Source organism: Luteimonas sp. RC10, from assembly GCF_014192745.1.
GTDB lineage: Bacteria > Pseudomonadota > Gammaproteobacteria > Xanthomonadales > Xanthomonadaceae > Luteimonas.
The window spans coordinates 160,905-180,286 of record NZ_JACHYJ010000003.1; the positions used below are offsets into that span (position 1 = coordinate 160,905).

General features: G+C 69.8%; 13 protein-coding genes. 9 read left to right on the forward strand and 4 right to left on the reverse strand.

Translation table 11 applies throughout. From position 1 onward, the window contains the following. Window positions 1-22: 22 nt before the first annotated feature. Window positions 23-3,445, reverse strand: a complete 3,423-nt coding sequence (locus FHW73_RS07670; RefSeq protein WP_183426124.1) for an ESPR-type extended signal peptide-containing protein — start codon at window positions 3,443-3,445, stop codon at window positions 23-25. 239 nt (window positions 3,446-3,684) lie between these two features. Between FHW73_RS07670 and FHW73_RS07675 the strand changes: the two genes are divergently transcribed. After that, window positions 3,685-5,094, forward strand: coding sequence for an ATP-binding protein (locus FHW73_RS07675; protein WP_183426125.1), 1,410 nt, complete (start codon window positions 3,685-3,687; stop codon window positions 5,092-5,094). Here FHW73_RS07675 and FHW73_RS07680 read toward each other — a convergent pair. Beyond that, window positions 5,070-5,759 carry a response regulator transcription factor gene (locus FHW73_RS07680; protein ID WP_183426126.1) on the reverse strand — a complete coding sequence of 230 codons (690 nt, stop codon included), beginning with the start codon at window positions 5,757-5,759 and terminating at the stop codon, window positions 5,070-5,072. The two genes, FHW73_RS07675 and FHW73_RS07680, sit on opposite strands and share 25 nt — an antisense overlap. Window positions 5,760-5,900: 141 nt before the next feature. Between FHW73_RS07680 and FHW73_RS07685 the strand changes: the two genes are divergently transcribed. The 3 genes from FHW73_RS07685 (at window position 5,901) to FHW73_RS07695 (ending at window position 10,241) form a co-directional block, all read left to right on the forward strand. Further along, window positions 5,901-7,589 carry an alkaline phosphatase gene (locus FHW73_RS07685; protein ID WP_183426127.1) on the forward strand — a complete coding sequence of 563 codons (1,689 nt, stop codon included), beginning with the start codon at window positions 5,901-5,903 and terminating at the stop codon, window positions 7,587-7,589. Window positions 7,590-7,646: 57 nt separating this feature from the next. After that, window positions 7,647-8,432 carry a 3-hydroxybutyrate dehydrogenase gene (locus tag FHW73_RS07690; RefSeq protein WP_183426128.1) on the forward strand — a complete coding sequence of 262 codons (786 nt, stop codon included), beginning with the start codon at window positions 7,647-7,649 and terminating at the stop codon, window positions 8,430-8,432. Between the two features lie 135 nt (window positions 8,433-8,567). Next, window positions 8,568-10,241, forward strand: a complete 1,674-nt coding sequence (locus tag FHW73_RS07695; protein WP_183426129.1) for a LysM peptidoglycan-binding domain-containing protein — start codon at window positions 8,568-8,570, stop codon at window positions 10,239-10,241. 58 nt (window positions 10,242-10,299) lie between these two features. Here FHW73_RS07695 and FHW73_RS07700 read toward each other — a convergent pair whose 3' ends face one another. Next, the gene (locus FHW73_RS07700; protein ID WP_183426130.1) at window positions 10,300-10,749 is read right to left on the reverse strand and encodes a CopD family protein; all 450 of its coding nucleotides are present in this window, start codon (window positions 10,747-10,749) and stop codon (window positions 10,300-10,302) included. A 106-nt stretch (window positions 10,750-10,855) separates the two neighbouring features. Between FHW73_RS07700 and FHW73_RS07705 the strand changes: the two genes are divergently transcribed. Continuing rightward, complete coding sequence (locus FHW73_RS07705) at window positions 10,856-11,458, forward strand: class I SAM-dependent methyltransferase (protein WP_183426131.1); 603 nt, start codon at window positions 10,856-10,858, stop codon at window positions 11,456-11,458. 80 nt (window positions 11,459-11,538) lie between these two features. Then, window positions 11,539-12,858, forward strand: a complete 1,320-nt coding sequence (phaZ, locus tag FHW73_RS07710) for a polyhydroxyalkanoate depolymerase (protein WP_183426132.1) — start codon at window positions 11,539-11,541, stop codon at window positions 12,856-12,858. Between the two features lie 290 nt (window positions 12,859-13,148). Here the strand turns inward: phaZ and FHW73_RS07715 are convergent, their stop codons facing one another. Beyond that, complete coding sequence (locus tag FHW73_RS07715) at window positions 13,149-14,531, reverse strand: DEAD/DEAH box helicase (RefSeq protein ID WP_183426133.1); 1,383 nt, start codon at window positions 14,529-14,531, stop codon at window positions 13,149-13,151. Between the two features lie 375 nt (window positions 14,532-14,906). Between FHW73_RS07715 and FHW73_RS07720 the strand changes: the two genes are divergently transcribed. The 3 genes from FHW73_RS07720 (at window position 14,907) to FHW73_RS07730 (ending at window position 19,380) form a co-directional block, all read left to right on the forward strand. Further along, window positions 14,907-15,269, forward strand: a complete 363-nt coding sequence (locus tag FHW73_RS07720) for a DoxX family protein (protein ID WP_183426134.1) — start codon at window positions 14,907-14,909, stop codon at window positions 15,267-15,269. A 3-nt stretch (window positions 15,270-15,272) separates the two neighbouring features. Continuing rightward, window positions 15,273-17,117 carry a monovalent cation:proton antiporter-2 (CPA2) family protein gene (locus tag FHW73_RS07725; protein WP_183426135.1) on the forward strand — a complete coding sequence of 615 codons (1,845 nt, stop codon included), beginning with the start codon at window positions 15,273-15,275 and terminating at the stop codon, window positions 17,115-17,117. Between the two features lie 160 nt (window positions 17,118-17,277). Next, window positions 17,278-19,380, forward strand: coding sequence for a M13-type metalloendopeptidase (locus FHW73_RS07730; RefSeq protein ID WP_183426271.1), 2,103 nt, complete (start codon window positions 17,278-17,280; stop codon window positions 19,378-19,380). Window positions 19,381-19,382: the final 2 nt, after the last annotated feature.

Genomic DNA, 19,382 nt, shown 5'->3' on the forward strand with positions numbered 1-19,382 from the left:
GCGGCGTCCGCCGGCCGGCAGATCACAGATCGATACCGAAGCCGATACCGGCCGAGGCTTCGTCGCCGCTGAACGCGCCACCGAGGCTGAAGGAGCCGCGCTCGCCGAGCTTGCGGGCATAGCCCACCGACAGCGCGCGCTCGCCGCTCTGAAAGCCCGCACCGACCGCCACGCGCCCGCGCGGGCTCTGCGTGCCGGCGGCGTTGGTGGCCATGTTGAGCATCGCCGCACTCATCGCGCCCTGCTTGTCGAGCCGCCGATCGACGTCGCTGAAGCGCCGCTCGACATCGCCGCGATAGGCCGCGAAGTCGTCGTTCCAGGCCGCGAAACGCTGGTCGGTATAGGCATTCGCCGACGACAGCGTCTTGGTCGCGGTGGTGTCGGTGTAGGCCTTGGCCTCGGTCACGCCGTCCTGCACCTGCGCGACATTGGCCGCGTCGGTCGCGGCGGTGCCGGCGGCGACATGGGTGATCTGCCGCGCGTTGCCGGTACTGCCGACCGAGACCGTATTCGCCCGGTCGGCCACCGAGCCCTGGCCCAGCGCGACCGCGTTGTCGGCGGTCACCGACGCGCCCTGCCCGATCGCTGTGCCCGACGCCGCCGACACCGAGGCGCCTTCGCCGACGGCGACGGCATTCGTGGCGCCGGCCGAGATCGACGTATTGGCGCCCAGCGCGGTGCTGCCGTCGGCGTGCACCTGGGCGTTGCCGCCGACCGCGGTGTCGTTGGGGCCGTGCGCGTACGCACCGCCGCCCACGGCCACACCGTTCTCGCCGTTGGCGGCCGCGCCGCTGCCGACCGCGACACCATTCGGACTGTCGGGGCCAACGCTGGCTTCGCCGTCGCCGCCGATCGCGATCCCGCGTCCCCCCGCTTCCACCGCGCCGATGTGCGCATCGATCCGGCTGATGTGTGCATCGATCGCGCCGAGCGCCTGGCCGATCGAGGTGTACTGCACGCCCTGCAGCACATAGGCCGGCGCCGATACCGTGCCGAAGGCGGTGACCGTTGCGCCGCCGCCCAGGACATCGGCGACGCTGCGCAAGGCGTCATGCACCTGGCCGCCGTTGACCGCCTCGCGGCTGTCGCCCGCAATCCGGCCGGCGGCGACGTTGTCCAGACGCGTGCCGTTGGCGCCACCGAACGAGACGCGCGCCTTATCGGCGCCGTCATAGCGCACCGCGCCTTCGGCCAGTTCGCCGAGGTTGCCGGACACGGCCTTGAGCTGGGCGAGGTTCACCGCATCGGTGTCCTCGGTGCCGGCCGCGACATTGATGATCTGCCGGGTGAAGGCCTGGTTGACCGTGCCGTCGTTGCCGTTCGTCCACTGCTGCGATGCGCCGACCGACACCGCGTTGCCGCGGTCCGCCAGCGAACCTGCGCCCAGCGCAACGGCGTTGTCCTCCAGCGTCAGCGATTGGAAGCCCAGCGCCAGCGCGTTGCGCCCCAGCGCGGTGCTGAAGCCGCCGAGCGCGACCGCGTACGGCGCCGCCTCGCGACCGCCGGGACCGCCCCCCAGTTCCCACGGCCGGAAACCACCGGCATTGGCCCAGGTTCCGAGCGCAAGCGACCCGTCACCCTCGGCAATCGCCTGATAGCCGGCCGCAATCGAGGCATCGCTGTTGGCATAGGCGCCGTTGCCCAGGCTCACCGACTGGGCACCGTTCGCAAAGCTGAAGTTGCCGACCGCGGTCGAATAACCACCGCGTGCAAGCGCACCGGCGCCCAGCGCCGTCGCGCCCTCTTCGTAGGCAAAGGCGCTGCCGCCGACCGCCGTGGCGTTGTAGCCGCTGGCCCATGCGCCGGCGCCCAGCGCGTGCGCCATCTCGCCGGTCGCGCTGGCGTTGTAGCCGTAGGCCGTGGCCCACAGCCCCTCGACACTGCTGTGCGCACCGACCGCCATGCTCGCAGGACCATCGCTGTAGGCGCCCAGGCCGATCGCCAGACTCTGGTCGCCCAACGCGGTCGCCTCGGTGCCGATCGCGATGGTGTTGAGGTTGCCCGCTTCGGCACCGGCGCCCAGCGCCAGTGCGTTCTCGGCAAGCGCCAGTGCATTGTGGCCGACCGCGACCGTGCCGTTGGCATAGGCAGTCGCGCCGGCGCCATAGGCCGAGGCGCCATAGCCGATCGCAGTCGCGGTCTCGCCGGCCGCCGTTGCTTCCTCGCCGGCCGCGAATGCGCCGGCGTCCTCACTCGGATCCTCGCGACCGACCGCGGCGAAGTACCGGCTCGAGGCCGTTGCGTCCTTGAGCTGGCCAAGATTCACCGCATCGGTGTCCTCGGTGCCGGCAGCGACATTGATGATCTGGCGGGTGAACGGCGCCGTCGTGTGGCCGTCGTTCTGGTTGACCCACTGCTGCGATGCGCCGACCGACACCGCATTGCCGCGGTCGGCCAGCGAGCCGGTGCCCAGCGCGACCGAGTCGTCATCGAGCGTCATCGTCTGCGTGCCCAGCGCCAGTGCCCGCTGGCCCAGGGCGGTCGCGTTCGCACCCAATGCAACCGAGAACGGCGCGGCCTCGCGGCCGCCCGTGCCGCCGAATTCCCACGGCCGGAAGCCGCCCGCATTCGCCCAGGTGCCGAGCGCCAGCGATCCCTCTCCTTCGGCGATCGCCTGGAAGCCAGCCGCGATCGAGGCGTCGCTGTTGGCATAGGCACCGTTGCCCAGCGTCACCGAGCGATAGCCGGACGCGAAGCTGAAGTTGCCGACCGCGGTCGAGTAACCACCGCGTGCGAGCGCGCCGGCGCCCAGTGCCGTCGCGCCTTCTTCATAGGCGAAGGCGCTGCCGCCGACTGCCGTGGCGTTGTAGCCGCTGGCCCCTGCACCGGCGCCCAGCGCATGCGCCATCTCACCGGTCGCGCTGGCGTTGTAGCCGTAGGCCGTGGCCCACAGCCCCTCGACACTGCTGTGCGCGCCGACCGCCATGCTCGCCGGACCATCGCTGTAGGCGCCCAGGCCGATCGCCAGACTCTGGTCGCCCAGCGCGGTCGCCTCGGTGCCGATCGCGATGGTGTTGAGGTTGCCCGCTTCGGCACCGGCGCCCAGCGCCAGTGCGTTTTCGGCCAGCGCCAGTGCATTGTGGCCGACCGCGACCGTGCCGTTGGCATAGGCAGTCGCGCCGGCGCCATAGGCCGAGGCGCCATAGCCGATCGCAGTCGCGGTCTCGCCGGCCGCCGTGGCTTCCTCACCGGCCGCGAACGCGCCGGCGTCTTCGCTCGGATCTTCGCGACCGACCGCGGCGAAGTACGGCACCGACGCGACATCGTCGGCACGTGGCGCGAGCGCTGCGGCGTCGGCGGCGAACGCCGCCGGCACGGTACCCAGTGCCGCCGCCAGTGCCAATCCGCGCACCGTGCGTGCGCGACCACCGCGGCGCGCCAGCTCGGAGGCGACGACGAGCCGCCCGGTGGTCCGATGCCTGACCAGCCTGTAGATCCTGTTCATTGCGCTAACCCCTGGAATGAGACGAAGACGATGGACACGTCCACGCACGCAGCCCCCCTGCCGCGTTCGTCGTGCCGTTGCTGTGTGTCGAGTCCCGTCGACGGGCCCCACCTGCTGCGGGGCCTGACGGCCATTGCGGCCGAGGTCCGACACTAAATTTCAGTCGCGTGACTTGTCACACTCCGAATCTGGCCGGATCATCACGACTTCTCACATTCCGTCCGCCGACGGCCACGAACATGCCGTCGAGCCTGCTTCCCCGCCTGCGTCGCCGGGCCGTCTCCGGGCTCCGGCGGGTCTCGGACTGGTTGCAGCGCGTGCCGCTCGACGAGCCGATGGACCGTCGCAATGCCGCGACGCTGCAGGTGCTGTTCCTGTTTCTGGGCATCACCGTGCCGCTGAACTGGTGGCGCCATCTGAGCGCCGGCATGCTCGCGCCGCAGTTCCAGCCCTTCATCGCCGCCGACATCGTCGCCGCGCTGCTGTGCTGGCTGTGCCTGTGGCTGATCCGTCGCGGCGCGTTGCGCGGCGCGATCGCACTATTCGTGACCGCGCAGCTGGGCGCTGCCAGCGTGGGCTATGCGACCACCGGCGTGCTGATCGACCAGACCGCGCAGATGCTCACGCTGGTGATCGCCGGCCTGATCCTGGGCCGCCGCGCGCTGTGGACGGTGTTCCTGATGCTGCTGGGCGTGGTGCTGATCGGCGTGGGCGTGGCGCTCATCCCCAATGCGGGCGCCGAGCAGGCACTGACCCGCGCGGCGGTGCTGCTGCCCTCGTTCTTCATGAGCTATCTGGTGATCACGCTGGTGCTCGACCGCAGCATCGCGGCGCTGCGCGAGGCACTGGCCGAATCGAAGGCGCGCGGCGCGCGACTGGAGAACGAGATGCGCGAGCGCGAGCAGGCGCAGGCGCAACTGATCGAGGCGCAGAAGCTCGAGGCCACCGGCCGCCTGGCCAGCGGCGTGGCACACGATTTCGACAACATCCTGGCGCTGATGGCGGCGTTCTCCAGCGAGCGCCATCGGGTCGACCCGGCCGCCGATGCGCATGCGCGTGCCGACGCACTGGCGCAGGCGCTCGAGGGCGTCGAGCAGGCCTCCCAGCGCGGCATGGCGCTGACGCGCAAGTTGCTGACGTTCGCTCGGCCACAGCCGGCGACGCTGGACACGGTCGACGTCGGTCGCGCGCTGGCCGAACTCGCGCCGATGCTGCGGCAGACGTTCGGCCCGGATGTGCGCGTGCGCGTGCCGCGCGTCGACGCCGCCCTGCCGATCCGCATCGACCGCCACCACTTCGACCTGGCGCTGCTCAACCTCGCCTCCAACGCCCGCGACGCGATGCCCGACGGCGGCACGTTCGAGGCGAGCGCGGGGGATGCCGCCGACGGCGGGGTCGAGATCGTGTTGCGCGATGATGGCCACGGCATGCACGAGGCCGTGCGCCAACGGATCTTCGAGCCGTTCTTCAGCACCAAGGCGGCCGGCAGCGGCACCGGGCTGGGCCTGGCGGTGGTGCACAGCCTGGTGACCGGCGCCGGCGGCACGATCGAGGTCGAGAGCGCGCCCGGTGCGGGCACCACGTTCCGCATCCGTCTGCCGCGCGCGCCCGACGCGCCGCGCGCTCAGCGCAGCGAGGTCAGCACGTAGCCTTCGCCGTGGACCGCCGACAGCGGCAAGACATCGCCGCAGGCCTCGGCGACCTTGCGGCGCAATCGGTAGATCAGCGTGTCGAGCCGATGCGGGTCGAAATCGTGAACGTTGTCGGAGACCGCGGCGATCAGGCGGTCGCGTGCGACCGTCTCGCCCTCGGCGTCGACCAGGCACTGCAGCATCCGCCGCTCGGACTTGGTCAACGCCGCGCCGTGCCCACTGGGCCCGACCAGACGCCAGCCGTTGTCGGCCAGTCGCCAGCCATCGGCCGGTGCAGGCGACGGCGCATCGCCGTGCAGGCGACGGGCGAGGCTGTGCAGGGTCGCGGCCAGCAGGTCGATCTCGACCGGCTTGGCCAGATAGGCGTCGGCACCCTCATTGAGCCCGCGCACCCGGTCGGGCGTATCGCGCCGGGCGGTCAGCATCACGATGCCCATCCGCGGATGGCGCAGGCGCAAGCTGCGCGCGACGTCGTAGCCGCTGGCATCGGGCAGGCCGACATCGAGGACCACGATGTCCGGCACGCCGCGGCGCAGGCGCAGCTCGAGCTCGGCCGCACTGGCCATGCCGTCGATCTGGAAGCCGAAGTCGGCCAGACGCGGCAGCAGAATGCGCTCGCGCAGCATGTCGTCGTCTTCGAGCAGCGCAATGGTCAGCGTCATCGTCGTCGTTCCGCGCCGGCAGACGTGGGGGCATCGTCTCGCCGGCGCCCCCGATGGTAGCGCGCCGCGCCCCCGACACGAGCCTGCCATGGCGGGCGGGCATAATGGAGGCGCATCTTTTCGTTTCCGGGCCGACTCTCCATGCGCGTTTCCTCCGCGGGCCTCGCCTGCACCCTGACCCTGCTCTGCGCCGCCTGCGCCTCCATCGACACCCCCATGCCGCCCCAGGCCGGCACTGCGCTTCACGTCGACGTTCCGGTCGCCACGCGTCCCGCCGACGAGACCGCGCAATGGTGGTACCGCAGCGGCGCCGCGCGCGCGGCGGGCAATGGCGCGATGGCCGGGAACGCGAAGAACGTCATCGTCTTTCTCGGCGACGGCATGAGCCTGACCACGGTCGCCGCCGCGCGCATCCTCGAAGGCCAGCGCAACGGCGGCACCGGTGAGGAGCACCAGTTGAGCTGGGAGCACTTCCCGCACACCGGCCTGAGCAAGACCTACAACACCGATTCGCAGACGCCCGACTCGGCCGGCACGATGACCGCGGTCGCGACCGGCGTGAAGTCGCACATGGGCGCGATCGGGGTCTCGGCCGGCGACCGCACCGACTGCGCCGACAGCCAGGGCCGTCACCTGCAGTCGTGGCTGCGCCTGGCCGCCGAGGCCGGCCTGGCGACCGGCATCGTCACGACCGCGCGGCTGACCCATGCCACCCCGGCCGCGACCTACGCCCACGTCCCGGACCGCAACTGGGAGAGCGATGTCGACATGCCCGACGCCGCACGCGCCGCCGGCTGCCGCGACATCGCCAGCCAGTTCGTCGACGCCGTGCGCGACGGCTACGGCCCGCGCGTCGCTCTGGGCGGTGGAGCGCGGCCGTTCCTGCCCGACGCGGAGGTCATGCCCGGCATCCGCGGCCAACGCCGCGATGGACGCAACCTCGTCGAAGAGTGGCAGGCCGCCCGCCCCGATGGCGCGTTCGTCTGGACCACGCGTCAGTTGCAGGCGGCGCAGGCGTCGTCGTCGGTGCTGGGGCTGTTCGGCCTCAGCCACATGGATTACGAGCACGACCGCGACACCGGTCCCGACGGCCAGCCCGACCTGGAGACGATGACGCGCTTCGCGATCGATGCCCTGTCGCGCGATGGCAAGGGCTACGTGCTGCTGGTCGAAGGCGGCCGCATCGACCACGCCAACCATGCCGGCAACGCATTCCGCGCTCTGGATGAAACCGTCTCGATGTCGCGCGCGGTGCAGGCCGCGGTCGAGGCGACCTCCGCCGACGACACGCTGATCCTGGTCACCGCCGATCACTCGCACACGCTGAACTTCGTCGGCTACCCGGCGCGCGGCAATCCGATCCTGGGCAAGGTCCGTGGCCGCACCGGCGAAGAGGGCGATCCCACCGCCTATGCACTCGATGCCACCGGCCTGCCCTACACCACGCTGTCCTACGCCAACGGCCCGGGCTACACCGGCGCCAGCGACCAGCAACCGGCCGGGCCCAAGACCCATGCCCATGCGCCCCGCAGTGTCGAGCCGGCGCAGGGACGGCCGGACCTGCGCGAGGTCGACACCGAGCACCCGGACTACATGCAGGAGGCGCTGGTGCCGATGAAGAGCGAATCGCACGGCGGCGACGATGTCGGCATCTGGGCACGCGGCCCGGGCAGCGACGCGGTGCGCGGCACGATGGAGCAGAACGCGATCTACCACATCATCGTGCAGGCGACCCCGGCCTTGCGTGCGCAGCTGTGCGCGGGTGGCCACTGCAACGCCGACGGCGTACCGGTCGAGCTGCCGACACTGGCGCCGGCACGCACGCACTGACGCACGCGCTGCGGTCGAGCTAAGCTGCGCGGCATCTTCTCCATGGCGAATGCGCGCATGAATCGTCTCGACGGCAAGGTCTGCGTGGTCACCGGCGCGGCCAGCGGCATCGGCCGGCGCATCGCCGAGGTCTATGCCGCGGCTGGCGGCCGCGTGGTCGTCGCCGACCTCGCGGCCGAGGCCGCCGAGACGGTCGCCGCCGGGATCCGCGCCACCGGCGGCGACGCCCTGGCGTTGGCGATGGATGTCGCCGACGAGGCGCAGGTCGTGGACGGGATCGCCCGCGCGATCGCGCATTACGGGCGGATCGACGTGCTGGTTGCCAACGCCGGCATCCAGATCGTCAGCCCGATCGTCGACTTCGACTTCGCCGACTGGAAGCGGCTGCTCGCGATCCATCTCGATGGCGCGTTCCTGACCACGCGCGAGTGCCTGCGCGACATGGCCAGGCGCCGCGAAGGCGGCGCCATCGTCTACATGGGCTCGGTGCATTCCCACCTCGCCTCCAAGCTCAAGGCCCCGTACGTCACCGCCAAGCACGGGCTGCTCGGTCTGGCGCGCGCGGTGGCCAAGGAAGGCGCCGAGTACGGGGTGCGCGCGAACGTGGTCTGCCCCGGCTTCGTCCGCACGCCGCTGGTGGAAAAGCAGATCCCCGAACAGGCGCAGGCGCTGGGGCTGAGCGAGGACGAGGTCGTGCGCCAGGTCATGCTCAAGGACACCGTGGATGGGGAGTTCACCACGCTCGACGATGTCGCCAACGTCGCCTTGATGCTGGCCGCGTTCGAGACCAACGCGCTGACCGGACAGAGCCTCAACGTCAGCCACGGCTGGGCGATGCAGTAGCCACCGAAGCGGTAAGCGCATCGCTGAATCGAGACTGGCCAAGCGCGTGTCGTGCGCCTCGACCTCGGGATAACCCTAGCTGCCGTTCGTAGGCCCGACTTTTATCCTGAATAGGATTTCCCAGTCAGGTTCCGCATGAGCATTCAGCCCGCCGCAGCGCACGCACCGTCGTCGCTTCCCGCATCCCCGTCCACCGAGCCCACACGGCACACCGTGCAACCGGCCGAGAGCCTGGTCCAGATCGCGAACCAGTACGGTGTCTCGCCGCAGGACCTGCTCAAGGCCAACCCGCAGGTCGTGAACCCGGAGATGATCTATCCCAGCGACGAGCTGGTGATCCCCACGCGCGTGTCGCAGAGCGACAGCCAGGGAGTCTCGATCTCCAACTCCGGCGGCATCAGCGCCAACCAGAGCACGCGCACCGACACCCGCACCACGTACACCAGCGATGCCGGCACCGTGCACCAGTCCACCACGTCGAGCAGCGGCAACGTCAGCGTCAATCCGGAGGCCGGCTCGGTCACTGCCTCGGGCGGCGTGTCCTTCAGCGAGTCGGTGAAGTCGGCCAAGGGCTATGGCGTGAGCTTTGGCGCGGGCGCGAATGCATCGGTGACCGGCGGTGTGAACACCGCCAACGGCGTGACGACCTATAAAGCCTCGAGCGATGTTTCGGTGTTCCTCAAGGGCGGCGTGAACACACCGCAGGCCGGCGTCGAGCTCGGCCGGACCGATGGCATCCGCGCCAGCTATCAGGTCGCGATGCCGGCCGATGCCGGCGTCGATCCGCTGTCGGTCAATCCGTTCTCGCCGCGCTCGATGCCGGTCGGGTCCACGGTCACGATGAACGGCTCGGACTACACCACCAACGAATTCAAGGCGACGTTCCGCAATCTCGCCACGCAGACCAAGATCACCGACGAGACCGGGGTCAGCACCGTGATCGCGCGCACTGGCGAGGACACGGTCCGCGTGACCGCGGGGCCGACCGAAGCGGTCAAGGCCTACAACGGCGTCGGCGTGGAATTCGGTCTCGGCAACGTCATGCTGGGCCGCAACGACAGCCTGGCGGGTGCGACGCTGCGCACGGCCGAGTTCGACCTGTCCACCGAGGCCGGCCAGGCCGCCTACAACGACTTCCTGGCCGCCGGCCGCCTGCCCGAGACGAACGGCGCCGGCGTCGCGGACGTCGCCACCATCGAGCGCCTGGACTACAGCTCGCAGACCAACCTCAGCGCCAAGCTCGGGCCGGTGAACCTGTCGCTCGACGGTGCACGCAACACCGGCAACATGGTCGTGACCACGCGTCCGGACGGCAGCATCGAGCGTAACGTCGACCTGCAGTACTCGGGCAACGTGCCGATGAACGTGACCCAGCGCTGGGACGCGAGCGGCAACGAGATCGCCAGCGCGCGCGTCTACAGCTACGACATCAAGGTCGACCAGAGCAACGTGCAGATGCTCAACACCGCACTGAGCGGCAACCTCGACGGCACGCCGGTGCAGGAAGGCCAGACCGTGACCCTGAGCTTCAGCGAGCAGCAGATGGCCGCGCTGGCCGACAAGACCGCGACTGCGGTCGGCAACGGCGCCCATATGAGCCTGGGCCATCTGCTGGGCTACCAGAACCGCGACGGCAGCTACCCCACGCCCGAGGCCTGGGACTTCGCGCTGTCGTTGGGCCGCAACCTGGGCAACAGCGATTACGGCCTGTCGGAGCGGCTGTTCTCGATCTCCGACGGCAGCACGGCCGGCGGCTTCGGCGACCGCAGCTACACGCGCATCGACGCCGGCGTCACCGCGCACGAGTGATCGACAGGACACGCCCCGGTCGGTCTACGCCGGCCGGGGCGTTGTGCTGTCCGGGGCTTCAGAACGGCTTGGCGATCACCAGATACACCACGCCCACCAGCAACAGCACCGGCACTTCGTTGAACCAGCGCAGCGCACGCGTGGAGGGCAAGGCGCGGCCGCGCCCAGCGCCCTTGAGCCAGCGCCCGCCGACGACGAAATGCGCGAACAACAGCGCCACCAGCAGCAGTTTGGCGTGCATCCAGCCCGCACTGCCGACCATCGTCGGGAAGTCCGGCAGCACCCGATAGCCCAGCCACAGCACCAGGCCCAGCGCGACCGCCAGACCCGCCATCACATGCCCGAAGCGGTACAACCGGCGCCCCATCAGCACCAGCCGCTCGTGCACCTCGACACGGCCCTGCGCCTCGACCAGGTTGATCAGGATCCGCGGCAGGTAGAACGCGGCGGCAATCCAGGCCATCACGAACACCAGGTGAAAGGTCTTGACCCACAGATAGGCTTGCATCGTGCGCTGGCTCCTTCGGCTGGCGCATAGGATCGCATGTCGACCGCATCGGGTCGTGCGCGGCGCTGCCGCTTAGAATGACCGCCCCTTTCGCGCCGGCACTTTGATGGCCAAGCAATACGACCGTGCCTACTTCGACCGCTGGTACCGCGCCGGCGACATCGGCGGGCCGGCGCGCCTGGCGCGCAAGGTCGCGCTCGCAGTCGCGACCGCCGAATACCATCTCGAACGGCCGTTGCGCAGCGTGCTCGACATCGGCTGCGGCGAAGGCGCCTGGCGCGCACCGCTGCGCAAGCTGCGCCCCAAGGCCCAGTACCTGGGCTTCGATGCCAGCACCTACGCGGTCGGTCGGCACGGACGCACGCGCAACCTACACCTGGCGCGGTTCGGCGATTTCGCGATGCTGCGACCCTGCCCCCCGGTCGATCTGCTGGTGTGCAGCGACGTCATGCACTACCTGGACACGCGCGAGCTCGATCGTGGCCTGCCCGGTCTGGCCGCGCTATGCGGTGGCGTCGCGTTCCTGGAGACCTTCGCCCGCGAGGACGGCGCCGAGGGCGACGATGACGGCTTCCGGCAGCGTCCGGCCCGCTTCTACCGCACGCGGTTTGCCGGCGTCGGCTTCCGCCCGCTGGGCTCGCACTGCTGGCTCTCGCCGGCCCTGGCCGACGCCGCCACGGCACTCGAACTGGCGCCGATGACCGGCTGAATCCGGCTGCAATCCCGCAGGACGGGTTCATGCAGCCTAGAATATGTTGCGACGCACAACCAGTTCTCCGGATACCCGCCATGCTGTTCTACCAAATGCACGAACTCGGCCGCGCGTGGATGAAGCCATGGACGCTGCTGGCCGACGCCACCGCGCGCGCCTATGCGCCCGGCGGCACCTGGCTGTCGCAGCTGGCGGGCGCCGACCAGGTCGCCGCGGCCAACGAACTGCTTTACCGGATCGGCAAGGACTACGAGAAGCCTGACTTCGACATCCATTCGGTCGATCACAACGATCGCACCTATCCAGTCGTGCAGCTCGACGCGCTGGAACTGCCGTTCTGCAAGCTGCTGCGCTTCAAGCGCTACACCGACGATCCGGCGCACCTGGAGGTGATCCGCGCCCAGCCGCGGGTGCTCGTGGTCGCGCCACTGTCGGGCCACCACGCCACGTTGTTGCGCGACACGGTGCGCACGCTGTTGCGCGACCACAAGGTCTACATCACCGACTGGGTGGACGCGCGGATGGTGCCCACCGAGTCGGGCGGATTCTCGCTCGACGACTACGTCGCCTACATCGAGACCTTCATCCGTCATATCGGCGCCGAGGATCTGCACGTGATCAGCGTCTGCCAGCCCACTGTGCCGGTGCTCGCGGCGGTGTCGCTGATGGCCGCACGCGGCGAGCCGACGCCGCGTTCGCTGGTGATGATGGGCGGACCGATCGACACCCGGCAGTCGCCGACCGCGGTCAACAACCTGGCGACCGAAAAGCCGCTGTCGTGGTTCCAGCACAACGTCATCCACCCGGTGCCGATGAACTATCCGGGACGGGGGCGCCTGGTCTATCCCGGCTTCCTGCAGCACATGGGTTTCATGGCGATGAATCCCGAGCGGCATCTCGAATCGCACCGCGCGTTCTACGAGAACCTGATCAAGGGCGACCTCGAGGACGCGCAGGCGCACCGCCGCTTCTACGACGAGTACAACGCCGTGCTCGACATGCCGGCCGAGTACTACCTCGACACGATCCGCGTGGTGTTCCAGCAGCACCTGCTGCCGCGCGGACGCTGGGTCGTGGCCGGCGAGCCGGTCGATCCGTCGCGGATCGCCGGCACTGCGCTGTTGACGATCGAAGGCGAGCTCGACGACATCTCCGGCGAAGGCCAGACACGCGCGGCGCACACGCTGTGCACCGGCATCGCCGAGGCCGACCGCGCCCACCTCACCGTCGAGGGCGCCGGCCACTACGGCATCTTCAGCGGCCGCCGCTGGCGCAACCAGGTCTACCCGCAGGTCCGCGACTTCATCGCCGCGCACAGTGGCCCGGCCGCAACGCCGCGGCGCGCTGCGGCAAAGAAGCCATCGCCCCCGCGCAAGGGCAAGCGCAAGAACAGCTGAGGCACGCGCCTTTGGGCGCTCAAGCCTCCCGCACCCCGTCAGCCATCAGGCCCGCCGTCGCCTCGTAAACCGGGGTCAGAGTGCAATTTCGCAAGGCGAAATTGCACTCTGACCCCGGTTTTGGTTTCGCGGAGCCGGACGCAAGCCCCGCCCGCGCGGTGCACTCCCCGAAGACGAACGCACGGTGCGAGCGGGCAGACGCAAGATTCAACCCGACCGACGAAGAGCCCCACAAGAAAAACCCCGCTTCCGGCAAGCGGAAGCGGGGTTGGATACCGCGCGCCGATGGCTCAGGCGCGGGTGTCTTGGCGGGCGCCCTGCGGCCTGCCGGCGCCCTGGCGATGCGGCCTGGGACCGGCGTGCGCATGCGCGCCGCGTTCCTGCGGCTTGCCGTGGCCGCGTGCGGCCGGCTTGCGCGGCGGACGCTGACCACCGGGCTTCTGCTCGCCCATGCGCGCGCCCGGACGACCGCCGGCCGGCTGACGACGCTGACCGCCGCCGTTCTTCGGGATCGGCGTATCCAGCCGGACCGGCTGGCTCGGCTCATACCCCTCGACCGCACTCATGTCGATCTCGGCCTTGAGCATGCGCTGGATCTGGCGCAGCAGACCGCCCTCCTCCGGCGACACCAGCGACAGTGCCTCGCCCGACGCGCCGTTGCGGCCGGTGCGGCCAATGCGGTGCACGTAATCCTCGGCAACCATCGGCAGATCGTGGTTGATCACCAGCGGCAGGTTCGGGATATCGAGCCCGCGCGCGGCAACGTCGGTCGCGACCAGGATGCGGGCGCGGCCGGACTTGAACGCGTCGAGCGCCTTCTGCCGCTGCGCCTGGCTCTTGTTGCCATGGATCGCGACCGACGGCAGGCCGGACTCGGCCAACTGCTCGGCCAGACGGTTGCAGCCGTGCTTGGTCTTGCCGAACACCAGCACCTGGTCGGTGTGGCGCTTGGACAGCAGATCGACCAGCAGATCGCGCTTGCGGCTGTTGTCGACCGGGTGGGCGCGGTGGGCGATGGTGTCGGCGATCGTGCTGTTGGCCGCAACCTGCACCTGCTTGGGATCGCGCATGAACTCCAGCGCCAGCGCCTTGATCCGCGGCTCGAACGTGGCCGAGAACAGCAGTGTCTGGCGCGCCTTGGGCACCCGGCCCAGGATGCGCTTCATCTGCGGCAAAAAGCCCATGTCGAGCATGCGGTCGGCTTCGTCGAGCACCAGCAGCTCGACCGCGTCGAGCTTGGCGTGGCCCGAATCCATATGGTCGAGCAGCCGCCCCGGGCAGGCGACAAGGATGTCGACGCCACGGCGCAGGTTGTCGATCTGCGGCTGCATGCCCGCGCCGCCGAAGATCGTCGTGACGTTCATGCGCAGGTGGCGGCCATAGGCCTTGAGATTGTCGGACACCTGCACCGCGAGCTCGCGGGTCGGCACCAGGATCAGCGCGCGCGGCTTGCGCGGCCCCTTGGGCGGGGTCTCCTTGGCCAGGCGCTGCAGCAGCGGCAGACCGAACGCGGCGGTCTTGCCGGTGCCGGTCTGGGCCCCGCCCAGCACGTCGTGGCCGCCCAGCACCAGCGGGATGGCTTCGGCCTGGATCGGGGTGGGGGTGGTGTAACCGGTTTCGGTCAGCGCGCGCAGCAGCGCGGGCGACAGCCCGAGGGTTTCGAACGTGGTCATGCAAGGACTCCTGTGGGCCAGTCCACGTCCCGGCGGCCCGCGCGTGCGGGCAACAGCCGATGGCCGTGACGATGGCGATGGACCCCGGAGCTATCCGTAAACCGCGCTGCGAGATCCGATGTGACGGCACCGGGAACGCCCGGGCACCGTGTCTGCGCGACGAAAGACGTGCGGGATAAGGACCGAAAACGGCGCGACGCGCCGACGGCATACCAGGATCGTGACCGGGTCCAAGGACCTTGGGTGGGCGACCGCGCTGCAGGACCCGCCCATTCTAGGGCACCGCAGCCCGCGACGCCATCGCCACCGGTCGGGTCTGTGCGTTGTGCGGCGCATATGGCACGCTCCGTCGGGTTTCCGTTCACGGAGTTCCCGATGGCTTCTGGTTCCGGCGCCCAGGGCGGCGCGGTCACGCTCGGTCGCTGGCTGCTGGCCGCGGTCTTCGTCGTCGCCGGCGCGCTGCGCCTGTGGGCGGCGCTGCGCGGCGTGCCGACCTCCGACACGACGCTGGCCTTCAGCCTGGCGCAGTTGCTGGTGGGCGTGCTGATCGTCGCCGGCTGGCAGCTGCGCTGGACCGCGCTGGCGGCGGTGGCGCTGGTGCTCATCGATGCCGTGCTCTCGCATCCGTTCTGGGCGGTGCGCGCCTCGGCCCGCACCGGCCAGATGCTGCAGTTCCTGCAGCAACTGGGACTGGCCGGGGGCTTTTTGTTGCTCTCGGCCATGGCCCCGAGGCGCTGACCGATGGCCGCCGACGCCCACGACACCACCGGCCAGTTGGTGCAACTGGTCGCGTTGCTGGGCGCGGCGGTGGTCGCAGTCCCGCTGTTTCGCCGCTTCCGGCTGGGCTCGGTACTCGGCTATCTCGCCGCGGGCCTGGCGATCGGCCCGTTCGGCCTGGGCTGGTTCTCCGATCCCCAGGCGATCCTGCATGTGGCCGAACTGGGCGTGGTGATGTTCCTGTTCGTGATCGGCCTGGAAATGCGGCCCTCGCATCTGTGGGCACTGCGCCGGCAGATCTTCGGACTGGGCGCCTTGCAGATCCTGCTCGCGACCACGGCCTTGACCCTGGTGGCCTACGCCTTCGGCTTCCCCTGGCCGGTGGCCTTCGTCGGCGCTGCCGGCTTTGTGATGACCTCGACCGCAGTGGTCATGCAACTGCTGTCGGAGCGCGGTGAGATCGCGTTGCCGCACGGCCGCAAGATCGTCTCGGTACTGCTGTTCGAAGACCTGCTGATCGTGCCGCTGCTGGCCTCGATCGCGTTCCTGTCGCCGACGCCGGAGGCCGCGGCCGACGCGCCGTCGCGCTGGATGGCGATCGCGATCGGCATCGGTTCGCTGGCCGCACTGGTCGTGGCGGGCATCTACCTGCTCAATCCGCTGTTCCGGATCCTTGCCGCCGCCCGCGCGCGCGAAGTGATGACCGCCGCCGCGCTGCTGGTGGTGCTCGGCGCGGCCTTGCTGATGCAGTTGGGCGGGCTGTCGATGGCGATGGGCGCGTTCCTGGCCGGCGTGCTGCTGTCCGAATCTGCGTTCCGGCACCAGATCGAGGCCGACATCGAGCCGTTCCGCGGCCTGCTGCTCGGCCTGTTCTTCCTCGGCGTGGGCATGGCGCTGGACGTGGCGGTGGTGGTCGAGGACTGGCCGCTGATCGTCTCGGCGGTGCTGGCGCTGATGGTGACCAAGGCGCTGTGCATCTACGTCGTCGCACGCGTCACCCGCAGCGGCCATCGCGAAGCGCTCGAACGCGCGGTACTGATGGCCCAGGGCGGCGAGTTCGCGTTCGTGCTGTTCGCCGCCGCGGCCGCGAGCGGCCTGATCCAGGCCCGGGTCAACGCCACGCTGACCGCCGTGGTCGTGCTGTCGATGGCCCTCACCCCACTGGTCGTGCTGGCGACCGGGCGCTGGACCTCCCGGCGCGATCGCCCGTCGCTCGATGGCGTGGAGGCCGTCGCCGACCAGACCGGCAGCGTGCTGATCATCGGCTTCGGCCGCTTCGGCCAGGTCATGAGCCAGTCGCTGCTGGCCCGGGATGTCGACGTGACGATCATCGACACCGATATCGAAATGATCCAGAGCGCCGCCGACTTCGGCTTCAAGGTCTACTACGGCGACGGCACCCGGCTCGACGTGCTGCACGCTTCGGGCGCGCACAGTGCCCGCGCGATCGCGGTCTGTGTCGACGATCGCGATGCCGCCGACCGCATTGTCGAGCTGGTCACCCACGACTTTCCCCAAGCCCGGTTGCTGGTGCGCGCCTACGACCGCGAGCATGCGCTGAAGCTGGTCAATGCCGGCGTCGACGTGCAGGTGCGCGAGACCTTCGAATCGGCGGTACTGTTCGGCGCCGCCGCGCTGCGCGCACTCGGTGTCGACGACGACGAAGCCGATGCGATCGCCGCCCAGGTGCGCCGTCTCGACGCCGAACGCTTCGACCTGGAAACCGCGAGCAACGACACCCGCGCCGGCATCCCGCTGCTGATCAAGAACACCGACGCACCAGGGCCCAAGCCGGTGCCGTTCACCCGGCCTCGGCGCGAGGGGCGGTCGTTGAACGCCCCCACGCCCCCGCCTGCCGACTCGCACTGACAGCCTCCCCATGTCCGGCACGGGCAACGATCGGCCTCGTTGACCGTGCGGAATCTGGCGATTGCCGCATGACCTTCGACACCCCCGGGCACCCGGGGGCAGGCGTAGAGTGCGCGCTCACAGGGCGCCGTCCGGCGCCGCTCTCCCGGAGACTGTCTTGATTGCCATCGTTCCCAAGCGCCTGCTGCTGACCGGCGCCGTCGTGCTCGCGCTGTCCGCCTGCTCGGGCGGCCAGGACGCCGCGGCCCCCGCCGCCGACGCACCGCAGACGGCCCAGGCGCCGACGTTCCACCTCGACGAGGCCGCGCTGCCGCCCTACAACCGTTTCCTGATCGACGACCTGGACACCACCAAGAACGCCTGCGCCGACTTCGGCGGCTACGTCAACGGCAAGTGGCTGGCGGCCAACCCGATCCCCGGCGACCGCAGCTCGTGGGGCGCGTTCGAAATGCTCGACGAGCGCTCGACCGCGGTCCAGCACCAGCTCGCGCAGCAGGCGGCCGAACACACCGACGCGACCGGCATCGAGAAGCTCGTCGGCGATTTCTGGGCGACCGGCATGGACGAGGCCGCGATCGAGGCCCAGGGGCTGGCGCCGCTGCAGGGCGAACTGGCCGCGATCGATGGCCTGACCGACAGCGCGTCGATCGCGCAATGGCTGCGCACCAGCGCGGCCAAGGGCCAGGGGTTCCTGTGGGGCATCGGCGCGATGCCGGACTTCAAGGATTCCTCGGTCAACATCGCTGCGACCGGCCAGGGCGGCCTGGGCCTGCCCGACACCACCTATTACAGCGCCGCCGACAAGGCCGGCATCCGCGAGGCCTATGTCGCCCACATCGCCAAGGTGCTCGAGCTGTCGGGTGTGCCGGCCGAGCAGGCCCAGGCGCAGGCCAAGGACGTGATGGCGTTCGAGACCCGCATCGCCAAGGTCTCCAAGTCCCGGGAGGCGTTCTCGCGCGATGTCGGGCTGTATTACAACCCGATCACCGTGGCCGAGGCCGACAAGCTCACGCCGAACTTCCCGTGGACGACGTTCTTCGAATCGCAGGGCATCGCGGTGCCGCAGACGCTGTCGCTGTCGGTGCCCGAGTTCCACCAGGAAGTCGACAAGATGCTGGTCGACGTGCCGGTCGAGCAGTGGAAAGCGTACCTGCGCTTCCACCTCGTCGACGGCGCCTCGCCGTACCTGTCGGACGCCTTCGTGCAGCAGCACTTCGCGTTCTACGACCGCACGCTCGGCGGCCAGAAGGAAATCGAGCCGCGCTGGAAGCGCGTGCTCGGCACGGTCGACAACGAGATCGGCCACGCAATGGGCCAGCTGTACGTGCAGGTCGCGTTCCCGCCCGAATCCAAGGCCAAGATGGAAGCCTTGATCGCCAACCTCAGCGACGCGCTCAAGCAGCGCATCGAGAACCTGGAGTGGATGAGCCCGGAGACCAAGCGCAAGGCGCTGGCCAAGTGGGAGACGTTCGAGCCGCGCGTGGGCTACCCCGACAAGTGGCGCGACTGGAGCGGCCTGACGACCTCGCGCGACAGCTACCTGGGCAACGTGCTGGCGGCGACCGAGTTCAACTACAAGTGGGATCTGGGCAAGATCGGCAAGCCGGTCGACAAGTCCGAGTGGGGCATGCGCCCCCAGACGGTCAACGCCTCCTACAACCCGCTGGCCAACCAGCTGACGTTCCCGGCCGCGATCCTGCAGCCGCCGTTCTTCGATCCCGAAGCCACCGACGAGATGAACTACGGCGGTATCGGCGCGGTGATCGGCCACGAAATGACGCACGGCTACGACGACCAGGGCGCACGCTTCGGGCCGACCGGCAACATGGAGGACTGGTGGACGCCGGAAGACTTCGCCGGCTTCAAGGCGCGGACCGGCAAGCTCGTCCAGCAGTTCAACGACTACCGCCTGCCGGATGGCCGCGCGCTCAATGGCAACCACACGCTGGGCGAGAACATCGCCGACCTGGGCGGCCTGGCGACGGCCTATGACGCGATGAAGAAGGCCACCGCCGGCACGCCCGACCCGATGACCGATGGCATGACCCGCGACCAGCGCTTCTTCCTGAGCTGGGCGACGGTGTGGCGCCGCAACTTCACGCCCGAGCAGCTGACCCAGCGGCTGGCGACCGACGAGCATGCGCTGTCGTCGTTCCGCGCGATCGGCGCACCGTCCAACCTGCCGGCGTTCGCAGCCGCCTTCCAGTGCAAGCCGGGCGACCCGATGGTGCGAGACGGCGAGCGCCAGGTGGTGATCTGGTAACG

Excerpts from the sequence above, each read along its gene's own strand:
- FHW73_RS07670 (WP_183426124.1), bottom strand. The coding sequence starts at position 3,445 with ATGAACAGGATCTACAGGCTGGTCAGGCATCGGACCACCGGGCGGCTC.
- FHW73_RS07675 (WP_183426125.1), top strand. The coding sequence starts at position 3,685 with ATGCCGTCGAGCCTGCTTCCCCGCCTGCGTCGCCGGGCCGTCTCCGGG.
- FHW73_RS07680 (WP_183426126.1), bottom strand. The coding sequence starts at position 5,759 with ATGACGCTGACCATTGCGCTGCTCGAAGACGACGACATGCTGCGCGAG.
- FHW73_RS07685 (WP_183426127.1), top strand. The coding sequence starts at position 5,901 with ATGCGCGTTTCCTCCGCGGGCCTCGCCTGCACCCTGACCCTGCTCTGC.
- FHW73_RS07690 (WP_183426128.1), top strand. The coding sequence starts at position 7,647 with ATGAATCGTCTCGACGGCAAGGTCTGCGTGGTCACCGGCGCGGCCAGC.
- FHW73_RS07695 (WP_183426129.1), top strand. The coding sequence starts at position 8,568 with ATGAGCATTCAGCCCGCCGCAGCGCACGCACCGTCGTCGCTTCCCGCA.
- FHW73_RS07700 (WP_183426130.1), bottom strand. The coding sequence starts at position 10,749 with ATGCAAGCCTATCTGTGGGTCAAGACCTTTCACCTGGTGTTCGTGATG.
- FHW73_RS07705 (WP_183426131.1), top strand. The coding sequence starts at position 10,856 with ATGGCCAAGCAATACGACCGTGCCTACTTCGACCGCTGGTACCGCGCC.
- phaZ (WP_183426132.1), top strand. The coding sequence starts at position 11,539 with ATGCTGTTCTACCAAATGCACGAACTCGGCCGCGCGTGGATGAAGCCA.
- FHW73_RS07715 (WP_183426133.1), bottom strand. The coding sequence starts at position 14,531 with ATGACCACGTTCGAAACCCTCGGGCTGTCGCCCGCGCTGCTGCGCGCG.
- FHW73_RS07720 (WP_183426134.1), top strand. The coding sequence starts at position 14,907 with ATGGCTTCTGGTTCCGGCGCCCAGGGCGGCGCGGTCACGCTCGGTCGC.
- FHW73_RS07725 (WP_183426135.1), top strand. The coding sequence starts at position 15,273 with ATGGCCGCCGACGCCCACGACACCACCGGCCAGTTGGTGCAACTGGTC.